Source organism: Hymenobacter sp. BT188 (assembly GCF_014333585.1).
Classification (GTDB): Bacteria; Bacteroidota; Bacteroidia; order Cytophagales; family Hymenobacteraceae; genus Hymenobacter.
Genome location: NZ_JACSCW010000001.1, coordinates 263,181 through 275,138 on the forward strand (window position 1 = coordinate 263,181; position 11,958 = coordinate 275,138).

The following is an 11,958-nucleotide window of genomic DNA, read 5'->3' on the forward strand; positions in this document are numbered from 1 at the left end:
GATGCTTCGCTGCGCTCTGCATGACGGTCTATTATATATATGTAACAGTATTTTTCAACGAGGAGACACAAATATGTGTCTCTACTTCACCGTCACGATTGGTATTCGAGTGGAAATGCCGTTTTCGTTAATGGCTTCGATGGTGAAATAATAGGGGAGTTCTTTGTCCATGCCTTTGAAGTAAAACTCAGGGGAGCCGTGCACCATGATGCAGTTGTAAAGCTTATCGGGGCTGATGCCGACGTGGATATTGTAGGCGTAAGCGTTGTCAACGGCTTTCCATTTAAGCCAAGCGCTACGCTTGTCTTTTTCAGTGCGCAGCACGATGAAATTCTTCACAGCATCCGGCACAGAACCGTTGCCTTTACCAAATACCCGCAGGCCGCTGATGGCAAATTTGCCAGTGGGCATGTGAATGTTTTCGAGCTTGAGGTAGCGCGTTTTCACAGGTTCGGCTAGCTCGATGTAGTCGTGGGGGACGTCGTTTTTGTTCTGGCTTTTATCCGTCAGCATCTTCCACTTTTTGCCGTCCAGGGAGTGCCAGAGCTTGTATTGATGATACGTGCCCTGCTGTTTGCCCAGAAATTCTGCGTCTTGGTCGGCGTAGTTTATCTGGATGGCGTGCACGGTGCTGAGGTTGCCCAAATCTGTTTGGAGGTATTCGCCTTTGTTGCCCGTGGCAGCGCTCCAGTAGGTTTTGATGCTTTCATCGACGGCGAAGTTGGGCGAAAAGCCCCCCAGCGTCGAGGACACCTGCACCGGCTTCTGATAATTGAGTAGCATCCAGCCTGTGAAGCGACTTTTGAGGTGGTCAGCGGGACCGTTGGGCAAGTAGTGCGGGTAGTCGCCAAACATGGTGTTGCTATACAACACGCCGTCTTTATCAAAGCCTGCGGGCCAGAGTCCGAGTCGCCGCTCAAAGTTGTTTTTCACCGATACTACCATCGTGGAGAGGTGCCACCAGTTGCCGTAGGTATCCTGAAAAGTGTTGCCGTGGCCAGCACCGCGGGCAAAGCCGCCAAGCTTGTAAGCAAACGGGTTGTGCGGCTGCGGCGTGAACGGTCCAAGGGGCTTGTCGCTCACCTGCACCCCATCGGCATAGCCGCTGAATTCGGTGCCGGGCGCGCCGTACTGGAGGTAGTATTTGCCGTTGTGTTTATTCATCCAGGCGCCTTCCATAAACGGGTCTAGGAAGGTGTTGTCGAGGTATTCGCCGAACCGCTGCCAGCCAAACCGCTCGTCATTCAGCCCAAACATTTCCTTGGGCTGCCCAATAGGTTGAAAGGTCTTGCGGTTGATTTGCTGGCCGTAAAGCGGAAACTCGTTGCTGCTGCCCCAGTACAGATACAGCTTGCCATCATCGTCCAGGAAAAAAGCAGGATCCCAGGCGCCAATCTGGAAGGGCTCCACAGCTTCTTTCCACTCGTTGACTTTGGGGTTGGTACTCATCCAGATCGGAAAGTTCTTCTCGTGCGTCGAGCCAAATACCAGTAGCGTATCGCCCATCACGAAGACGGCCGGCGCGCACAGATCATCATATACCTTATGGTGAGGCTTGAGAAAAGAGCGTGAAACGAACTTCCAGCTATACAGGTCTTTGCTGTGCCAGTAGCCCCATTGGTTGGTTGAAAAAAGGTAATAGTCACCTTTATACAAGGTAATAACGGGGTCAGCCGTAGCGCGGTGCTTGCCGGATACGGCAAAGTCAGGAATGGGCGTGTAGCCGTAATCCAGGTTCAGTGGGTTGCAATACGTCCGCTGGCCAGGACTAGCGGTTGGCTGGCCTTGAGCACGCAAACTCAGCAACACAGCAAAGCACAAGAGCAGGGTTCTGAGCATGAGTAAGTTAAAAAAGGCGGTCATGCAGAGCAGAGCGAAGCATCTCGCCAGCGGTAGTAAGGATACTAATCCTGCGTCAGCACGCGAGATGCTTCGCTCTGCTCTGCATGGCGGTCTTTCGTGTTATTTCTTAATTTGTGGGCTTTCAAAGCCAAGTTTGGTGAGGCCGCGCTGCACGTCGGGGCTGCTCATAAAGAGCTTCCACAGTAGGCCAGTGCGGTGGTTTTCAATCATGACGATAATAGGGCCTTGGTCGATGGCGAGGTGCGATTTGGCGTACCAATTATGGTGCTCGCTGAAGCCATCCACAAAGCCGTATTCACTCCATATTTTGTCCCCCAGGTCGTTGTAGAAATGCTTTAGTGCCGCCATCGACTCCTTCGGTGCGTAAGGCATGGCCGATAGAGCAGCAGTGGGCGAAATCACGCCCAAGTCCTCAGTAGGAGAGTGGGCCGCGTAGCCTTTGTGGCTGTCCGAAGCGGTGAGGCCCCAGCTATTGGGCCCGTAGCCTTTATACTTCTTCGGGTTGTCGACGCAGTAGGCGTAGTTGATTTGAGTGTGCGCCTGGTTTTGCTGCATGTAGTCGGCGTACTGATCTTTGAGCCCACGTGGGTCGATACCTAAGAAAGAGTAGTGCGAGAAAAACAGCGGTCCGCCATAATCGAAGCCTAGGGGCAGCTTGATTTTGTAAAACTCCTTGCCATTCTTGAAGTAGTCGCCGGTGGCCCAGCCCTGATCGTACACCTTCTTGTCGATGGAGTATTTGGGCGATGAGGAGGCCAGCACATAGGTAACGAGGCACTCATTCCAGCCATGAATTTGGTGGTTCATGCTCCAGCCATTGTTGGGGCTCCAATGCCAATAGAGCACATTTTGCCCCCCTTGCTGGTGCCAATTCCATTCTACGCCCTCCCACATCCATAGAATGCGGTTGCGCAGATCCTGCTCCGTTTTAGTTTCCTGGGTAAAGTACTGGCGGGCGCAAATCAGACCTTGAAACAGAAAAGAAGTTTCTACTAAGTCGCCGCCGTCGTCCTTTTGGCTAAAGCGGATAACCTTGCCGGTTTCCCCATTCAGCCAGTGCGGAAATACACCGTGAAATGAATCCGACTTCCCTAGAAACTTCACGATTTTCAGGATTCGCGTCGCCGCTTCGTCCCGCGTAATCCACTTCCGGTCGGCGGCTACGATGATGGCCATAATGCCGAAGCCTGTACCGCCGGTGGTTACTACCTCGCCGCCATACTCGTAAGCCACGTTGCTCCGCTCGCGCGCCATGCCGGACACCGGGTGCCCGAAGTCCCAGAAGTACCGAAACGTCTGGCGCTGCACCAGGTCCAAAAGCTGCTCATCCGAGAGGTTGCGCGGACGTTGGAGCGGGTCGAACTTGGTGGTCTGGGGGGCTTTTTTGGGTGCTGGCTTTTGCTGGGCACCTAAAAATCCAGGTAGCAGCAGACACAGAAGTAGGAGAAGATTTGCTTTCATAAGTCAGCTTATGCGGCGTGTAGCTAAGGTTAAAAGGGTAGGAAGCTAGTGAGCTAGCTCCCCTCCTTAGCTGAGGAGGGGAACTAGACTTAACCTTAGCTCTAGTCTAATAGTGTTTGTCAAGTTTCATTAATACCCTGGGTTCTGCGTTAATTGCCCCCCACTCAAGTCAATCTGGGCCTGCGGAATAGGAAACAACTCATGCTTGCCTTTTACAAAGGTTTTGCCTTGGGCAGCAAAAATGGGAACGATGCGGCCGGGCTGCACACTTTCCTGACGAACCAAGTCGAAGAACCGGTCTTGTTCGAGAGCTAGCTCTACACGACGCTCCTGCCAGATTTGCTGAAGAGTAGGGGCTGGAATGGCTGCTAGACCTGCCCGGCGGCGCACCAAGTTTAAGCTGGTAGCCGCAACGGCAGTATTGCCTAGTTGACGGGCTGCCTCGGCGTTGATAAGTAGCACTTCAGCGTAGCGCAGTATCCGAACATTCTTAGGCAGCCAGTCAGTGTTACCGCAGTTGGCTTCCCGGGTACGGCTGTGGTAGGCTTTGTAGTTGTAGCGGAAGTTTTCTACCGAATCTTTGCTCGGAACTCGGAAGCCATCCCAAAGCACCGTGCCGGTAGAGCGCTGACCAGCGGGAGCCGTTGGTTGAATGAATATAATACTAGCCGCCCGGCGTACATCGTTGGGCTCGTATGCATTTACTAAAGCCGTGGTAGGGTTATTAAAGCCAAAGCCTAAGTCGGCCCATCCACCCCGGCCCCCTGAACGCGGCCCCTGTGATACGCTATAAAGCTTCACAGCAGAATTATCGCAGGCCGCATTAACGCCCGTCTGTATCTCAAATATGGATTCAGAACCATTGGCGCCTGCTGTGCGCCATATCTCAGCGTAATTGTCCTGCAAGGCGTATGCGCCCGACCGACCTTGAATAATCTCGTTAGAAAGATCGTAGGCCTGCTGGTAGTTTTTGCGGTACAAATACACTTTGGCCAGCATACCTTGTGCGGCAGCCTTGGTGGCACGTCCCGTCTGCGTAGAGCCTTTCTGGGGCAGGTTTTCAGCGGCAAATTGTAAGTCGCTGATAATAAACTCATAGATGTCATCGACGCTAGCGCGCTGCTGAAACTCTGGGCTATTTATTTCCGAGGTCTGAGGTACCCGATTAAGCAGGGGTACGCCACCAAACAGACGAGCTAGATTAAAGTAGAAGTAGGCACGCAGGAAGCGAACTTCTCCAGTTAATTGATTTTTAGTGGCCTCTGGGGCGGGGCTTAATGGAATTTTATCGAGAGCCTGATTTGCACGCCCTATACCTTGAAAGTGACCATTCCACACGTTATTCAGTACCCCATTGGTTGGGGTAAGCGTAAAGTTGTCGATGGTAAGCGCATCGCCATAATCGTCCGGCCTACTGCCTTTGTCAGAGTCATCTGAGGCGATATCCGTCAAGATAACGAATTGAAAACTATGTATATCGGGATCAAAACCCCCGATATACATGACGTTGTATACACCGTCAACCAGCTTTTGAGCTGCCGCTGGATCATTGCGAATAGCGTCTTCACTCAGCTGGCCTTGGGGAGCTACATCAAGGAAATCTTTGCAGCCGCTGACCATCACTAGGGCCAGGGCTAGGGCAGCCGTGCCGGCGCGGCGCGGGAGAGAGGTGGGAATAGAGAAATACATCGGCGTAGCTTATTTGAAGTTGACGTTCAGCCCCAGCGTGATAGTGCGGCTAATGGGGTAGCTATTTAATTCGATACCTGAGTCGAGGGGGCCACCGGCTAGTTCTGGCGTGAATCCGCTGTAGTTGGTTACCGTAAACACGTTCTGGGCAGAGGCAAATACGCGGAGCGAAGTCATGCGAAACCGCTCAAGGGCAGCTACTGGTATCGAATAGCCTACTACCACGTTGGTGAGGCGCAGAAATGAACCCGACTCCAGAAAGTAGGTTGAGTTGGGCATGCTGCTCATCAGGGACCGAGGATCGGAGTTTGAAGGGTTAGCCGCTGTCCACCGATCATCAGCGAAGCTGGCTTCGACGTTATCGGTGCTGGCGTTGCGCGCCTGCTTTTTGGCGTTATACACCTTGTTGTTCAGGTTGCCCGAAAACACGAAGGAGAAGTCAACATTTCGGAAATTTAGCCCCCCATTCACCCCGTAGTAAACCGGTGGCTGATAAGAGCCAAAGTAAGAGCGGTCGAGCAAGTCAATGGTGCCGTCGCCGTTGGTGTCAGCATATTTCAAGTCGCCTACCTGGGGGTTGAAAGTGGAGCGGGGGCCGTTGGCAATTTCATCGGCCGATTGGTACACGCCAATAGCATCGAGCAGGTAGAAGCTGCCCGCCGCCACGCCGTTGTCGGAGCGCGTTACGTTGTTGGCACCGGCAAACAATGCCTGCCCGCCGTTCAGCTCAGCAATGCGGTTTTTATTGAAGGTGGCATTCACCCCAATGTTGTAGCTCCAGTCGGGGCTTTCGCCAATATTCGTGCGCCAGTTCAGGCCAGCTTCTACGCCTTGGTTGGTGATGTCGGCGGCGTTGGTGATAAACTGGTTATTCGGATCGCCCAAGATGCCGGGAATATTGATCGGAATCAGAGCGTCGGATGTGGTCTTGTCGTAGTAGGTTACTTCGCCGGTCAGGCGGTTGTCGAGCAAGCCAAACTCCACCGCGAAGTCATACTCAGTAGTGGTTTCCCAGCGCACGTCTCGGTCCTTGATTTCCGTAATGGTGGCTCCCAGCACTGGCCGACCATTAAAGAAATAGGGAATATTCGAGTTGGCCGTCACGATGTATGTATCGGCCGGAATCTGATCGTTGCCGAGCTGGCCGTAGCTGGCGCGAAGCTTCAAGAAGTTCAATATGGTGTTACCTTTCAAAAAGGCCTCATCTGAAATCACCCAGCCCAAGCCTACTGAAGGGAAAAAGCCGTTGCGCTGGTCGCGGTTAAACCGCGAGGTAGCATCGTGGCGCAGGTTGGTCGTGAAGAGGTAACGGTCCAGGAAAGCATAGTTGATGCGTCCGAGGTAGGATAGCCGACTGTCCTTCGAGGCTGCTGAACCATTCACCGAAGAGTTTGGGTCGCCAGCATTTAAGTACCACTGGTTCGGGTCGACGGGTACATCGCGGCGGGCGGCCGAGAACTGATTATCAAACCCTTTCTCTACTACAGTACCGACAAGCACGGTCAGGTCGTGCTTGTCGAGGAAGCGCTGCTGATACGTGGCGGTGTTTTCCCATAGGTAGCGGGAGTTATTGTTTTGGGTTACGTTCAGGTTGCTACGATCTGAGCGCTGGTTGCCGCCGGCAGTCAGAAACGTCACCTCATCGTTGCGGTATTGGTAGTCATACACGCGACGGTTATTATAATTCAGGTCGAGGTTGATGGCTGAGCGGAGCGTAAGCGCGGTAATGGGCTTTACATCAACTGCCACGGTGCTCTGCAAGCGGTTTTCCAACGACTTATTGTTGTTCTTCTCGATATCAAGCAGCGGATTGCCAACGTTGCCGAAGGCGGACGTATTGCCATATCGGTCGCCCTCCTTTGCCGTAATAATAGGCGCCGCCCGGTAGGCGTTGCCATAGGCTGCTCCTATGTTGACATCGCGCGTATTGGCGTGGCTAAAGGACGCCTGCGAGCTGATCGTCACCTTATCCGACAGGTCGAATGCCGTGTTGGAACGTACCGTCAGGCGCTGAAACTTGTTGTTGATGACGATACCATCATCCTGAAGGAAATTGCCGGAGAAGTAGTAGCGCACGTTTTCACTTGCACCCGACACGGCCAGATTGTGGTTCTGAAAGGTGCTGCGACGCAGAATTTCGTCGTACCAATTGGTAGTGCCCGTGAAATTGGGAATGGTGGTGTTAGGCGAAACGTCACCCAGGTAGTTCACATACTGGTCGGCACCGGCCATATCTACCAAACGAGCCGCTTGCTTAAAGCCCCCAGTAGCGCTGTAGCTCAGTACGGGCTTGCCCTCTTTGCCCTGCTTGGTGGTGATAATAATAACCCCATTTGCCCCTCGAACACCGTAGATAGCCGCCGCTGAGGCATCTTTCAGCACGTCGATGGTTGCAATGTCGGCGTTGCTAAGATTGCGGATATCAGTGGTTTGCACCCCATCTACTACATACAGTGGGTTGGCACCGGCCAGCAGTGTACCCGTTCCCCGGATACGCACGACAGGCTGGGAGTTAGGCGCACCATTGTTGGTAATCTGCACCCCGGATATCTTGCCCTGCAAAGCCTGGGTAGCCGTTTGTACAGGTTGATTGACAATCTCAGTGCCTTCCACGCGAGCTACGGCGCCAGTAAGGTCGCGCTTGCTTTGCGTGCCATAACCCGTAACGACTACCTCACCGAGGGCCTGCGTATTGGGCGCTAGATTAATATCGATGGTGGTACGGCCGCCGATGACAACCTCTTGGGAGTTGTAGCCCACAAAAGAGAAAACCAGCGTGCCGTTATCCGGGGCGGTAATAGTGTAGCGACCTTCGGGATCGGTGCTGGTGCCATTGCTGGTGCCTTTCACCACTACGTTTACACCGGGCAAACCCCCGCCCGTTTCGTCAATCACGCGGCCGGTTACGGTAACGTCGGCCGGCGTTTGCGCCAAGGCGGCAATAGCTGCAGACTCGGCGGTGGCGTAGGCCGGGGCGCTGCCGGCGCACAAAACGGCTCCCAACCCCGCCAGGGCCGTAAGCTGCTTAACACACCTAGGAAGCCCAGGGAAATGTAGAAGAGGGATCATATAAACGAAGGGTATTAGGTGGGAAATGGGAATCAGCAAATGTCTCAGATGCAGAAATATGCCCGGAAGCGGGCCAGCCGTGCATTACTCGTTAGTTGTATAACTGCAGTCAGATCAGGAAGAAAGCGCAATCGTTTGCGGGTCTTTTCCAAAGTCGGATTTCACTAGGTGACACGTAGTACTGAAAACGACGAAATAAATTATTAGCTCTGCGCATAATGCAGGAGCGGTTTTGATCTTGTCTGCTTCAAACGGAGGGTACTCTAACGACAGGCAGCGAATCGAGAAAACACGCAACCATTTGCTCATCATCTAAGAGGGTCGCGTCGGGCGGGGCAGGGGGCATTTCGAATAGCTTGCCTCTCTGTCTTTCCTTATCCAGCAGATCGGTACTAGCTATCGGCTGTTTGTTTTGTTTAGAGTGAACGAAGCAAATAACGGCAGCCGTACAAGCAGTACTGTACTAAACTGCGTAAGGTTGTGTCCAGGCAGTATTAAATGGCTATCTGACAGGGCACAAAAAAGGTTGACGAGTTTATCGTCAACCTCTGTATTTTCTGCCTTAGCAATTTTGCATCCTGATAATCAGGATTTAAGGCCAAAAAAGCCCCCCAGCGTGATTTTTCGCTATCGTTCCAGCTTAAAATCTTTGTCTAAAGCGGGGCGCTCCTTTTGGTTGGCTACGGCCCAGCCCGTTAGATAAATCCAGCGCGTGACGCCGGCCAGTTTCTGGATATTGATGCGCTCAGGCTCGTCTTCGGGCGTGTGATAATCCTTGTGCAGCAGCGTCGTGTAGCAGATGGACGGGATGTTGAGGCGGGCGTAGGAAAGGTGGTCGGAGCGGAAATACCAGCCTTCGGGGTGAGTGGGCTTGTCCCAGAGCGTGTCCAGTTTAAACTGGGCAGTGGCCTGGTTGGCTGCCAAGGCGGTATTTACTAGGTCAAGAGAATTGCGATGAGGCGGCTGTGAGCCCAGCAACGCCGCGCTATCCGGGGCATTTCGGCCCAGCATTTCCGCATTCAGCACAGCCACAATTGACTCGCGAGGCACGGTCGGGTTGGCTGCATAATAGCGCGAACCCAGCAAGCCGCGCTCCTCGGCCCCGTGAAACACAAACAATGCCGTGCGTTTGGCCGGCTTTTGCTTGAAAGCGCGCATGGTAGCAAGCAAGGCCGCGCAGCCGGTGGCATTATCGTCGGCACCGTTCCAGATGGAGTCGCCAGCCACTATTTTGCGCACGCCATCATGGTCCTGGTGAGTGCTGAAAAGCACGTTTTCCTTCTTCAGCTGCGCATCGGTGCCGGGCACTGTGGCCACAATATTTACAGATGGATAAGCGAAGGTTTCCACTTTAAGGTTGGCCGTCATCTGCTGACCGGGCTGACGCACCCAAGCCAGCGCTTCGGCTGGCAGCCAAATGGTGGGCGCCTGTTCGACTACCTTAGTAGCAGCCTCGCCAGGCAAGCTGTAGCGGCCGCGCTCGTAGCTGGTAGTCCAGCGCTCGTACAAATCCTGGGCCCGCGCATCCGACACGAATACGACGGCCACGGCCCCCGCTTTCACCAACTCCTCCGACTTGTCGCGCATAGTTTGCCCCACAAACCGACGGTAGCTTAAGTCAGCCGATGGCGTGCCCGAAAACAGGATAGCCACAGCTTTGCCTTTCACGTCGATGTTGGCCATTTCGGCCGCCGTGCCAGTGCCTACAAATACCAGGGGGGCATTTATAGTGGCGACGCCGGGGGCCAAAATCATGGCGTCTTTGCCGTGGGTGAGTTGATGGGTGCCGATGCTCAGGCGGCTGTCTTTGGTGAGGCGGGTGCGTTGGATATGAAAGAATTGAAAGTAGGTGCCATCGTCGCCGGCGGACTGAAGGCCGATGGCGCGGGCCTGCTCAGCTATCCAGACGGAGGCTTTCAATTCATCCAATGTACCGCCCTCACGGCCCCGAAAATGGTCGCCGCCAATAGCGAACAAGTCGCGCTTTAAGTCTTCTTCCTTGATAGCCGAGCGTTTGTCGCCGGCAAACGGGCTACGCTGCGCAACGGCCAAACCGTTGTTTAACAGCAGTAATCCGAGCAGGCTTCCGGGCAGAAGGAAGCGAGAAAGTATAGCGTGTTTCATGGTGGTAAGAGGAGAAACCTTTGACTAAGACTTTACAAAAGAACGTCATGCAGAGCGGCCGCTCTGCATGACGTTCTTTTGACTAATAAGGATATTATTTCTACGCCACAACCTCATAGGTCATGATGGGTTTTGACTTGTTTTTGAGGCTTACCTCACCCACCTGCTGGCACTGAAACGATTCTTTTATCTTGTTATAGGTCGCTTCGGTCACGATAATCTGGCCGGGCTGGGCCGCGCCCTGTAGGCGCTGACTTACGTTTACGGTGTCGCCTATCACGGTGTAATCCAAGCGCTTGAGGGAAGCGGAGCCGATATTGCCGGATACCATTTCGCCGGTGTTGATGCCGATAGATACCTGTGGTTGGTACGGAGAGCCATCGGGGAGAGTGCCGGGGCTGGCGGCAATCAGGCTGCGCACCGACAGGGCCGCGTCGATGGCGCGGTCGAGGTGGTACTCGCCCCGGAATACGGCCATAACGGCGTCGCCCATGAACTTGTCGATGTAGCCGCTGTGCGCAATAATCTCGCGCACCATCTGGTCAAAATAGGTATTGAGCATGTTCACCACGTCGCTGGGGGGCAAAACTTCCGACAGCGAGGTAAAGCCGCAGATATCAATAAAAACGACCGTGGCTTCGATGCTTTCACTGGCCAGCAGCTTGTTCTCGAAGTCGGGGCGGGCCATGAAGTTGAGCACCGTTTCGTCCACGTACATCTTCAGGATGTTGTTTTCCTGAATAGCCTGAAGGGTTTCGCGCAGCTGCTGCACCTGCACGATGGTTTTCTCGATAGTTAGCTCCAAGTCATTGAAATCGACGGGCTTGCACACAAAATCGAAGGCGCCGCGGTTCATGGCAGTGCGGATATTCTGCATGTCGCCATAGGCCGAAACCATTACAGTTTTGATGGCCGTATGCGCCTCATGCAGCTTGGTGAGCATAGTGAGCCCATCCATCACCGGCATGTTGATATCAGACAAAATAATGTCCGTATCGGGGTTTTCGGCCACGCGGGTGAGGGCCTCCTGTCCATTGCTGGCAAACAGAAACTCGTACTGGTTTTCCCGAATCTTGCGCCTGAATTTCTGCTTGATCAGCAGCTCCAAATCGGCTTCGTCGTCAACAACTAAAATCTTTGTTTTCATGCCTTTTCCATGGAAATCAACCTTTCCTTTAGGGCGGTGAAGTCTACTGGTTTGGTAAGGAAATCGTTGGCTCCCAGCTGCATAGCTTGTCGGTGGCTTTCCTGGTCCGCGTAGGCCGTAATCATCATAACCGTGGGCGGGGGCGGTGTGGGGTGCTCCTGCTTAATGCGGCGCAGCAACTCCAGGCCGCTCATGCCGGGCATATTGATATCGGAGAGGATGAGAACAACCTCCGAAAAATGCTCATTCAGGTACGTCAGAGCCTCTTCGCCAGAGTAGGCAAAATCGAAGGAGAAAGTGCCATTGCGGATTTCTCGCCGAAAACGCTGCTCAAATAGCTGGCGCACGTCTGGCTCATCATCAACTACTAATATTTTCATCATGGCGAAGGTAGTACTACTGGAAGATGATTTTGTCTTTAAAGCGGCAAATAACCTAGCCATCAAAAGTAAGCTTATGGCATTACTAAATAAGATGTCTTTTGACTAAGCCGCTACAACTGCTTGAACGGTATAAATGGTGAAGGAGATTTAGCAAAATCAACACAAAATATAGTGAAGCCCAGACGGTGCTAATGGTTGCAGGAATAATAGGAAGGGTGGCTA

Annotated in this window: 7 protein-coding genes; all 7 read right to left on the reverse strand. The window is 53.4% G+C overall.

The annotated features are described in order from the left end of the window. Nucleotides 1–81: 81 nt before the first annotated feature. Nucleotides 82–1,839, reverse strand: a complete 1,758-nt coding sequence (locus tag H8B13_RS01120) for a family 43 glycosylhydrolase (RefSeq protein ID WP_187308990.1) — start codon at nt 1,837–1,839, stop codon at nt 82–84. Nucleotides 1,840–1,962: 123 nt separating this feature from the next. Further along, the gene (locus tag H8B13_RS01125; RefSeq protein WP_187308991.1) at nt 1,963–3,324 is read right to left on the reverse strand and encodes a glucoamylase family protein; all 1,362 of its coding nucleotides are present in this window, start codon (nt 3,322–3,324) and stop codon (nt 1,963–1,965) included. A gap of 129 nt (nt 3,325–3,453) precedes the next feature. Further along, a complete protein-coding gene (locus tag H8B13_RS01130) occupies nt 3,454–5,013 on the reverse strand; it encodes a RagB/SusD family nutrient uptake outer membrane protein (RefSeq protein ID WP_187308992.1) in 1,560 nt (519 codons plus the stop codon). A gap of 9 nt (nt 5,014–5,022) precedes the next feature. Further along, nucleotides 5,023–8,082 (reverse strand): SusC/RagA family TonB-linked outer membrane protein, encoded by a 3,060-nt coding sequence (locus tag H8B13_RS01135; RefSeq protein ID WP_187308993.1) that lies wholly within the window; start codon nt 8,080–8,082, stop codon nt 5,023–5,025. A 627-nt stretch (nt 8,083–8,709) separates the two neighbouring features. Then, complete coding sequence (locus H8B13_RS01140; RefSeq protein WP_187308994.1) at nt 8,710–10,206, reverse strand: M28 family peptidase; 1,497 nt, start codon at nt 10,204–10,206, stop codon at nt 8,710–8,712. 100 nt (nt 10,207–10,306) lie between these two features. Then, nucleotides 10,307–11,353 carry an adenylate/guanylate cyclase domain-containing protein gene (locus tag H8B13_RS01145; protein ID WP_187308995.1) on the reverse strand — a complete coding sequence of 349 codons (1,047 nt, stop codon included), beginning with the start codon at nt 11,351–11,353 and terminating at the stop codon, nt 10,307–10,309. Then, nucleotides 11,350–11,733, reverse strand: a complete 384-nt coding sequence (locus tag H8B13_RS01150; RefSeq protein ID WP_187309531.1) for a response regulator — start codon at nt 11,731–11,733, stop codon at nt 11,350–11,352. The genes H8B13_RS01145 and H8B13_RS01150 overlap by 4 nt, the downstream gene beginning before the upstream one ends. Nucleotides 11,734–11,958 lie beyond the last annotated feature (225 nt).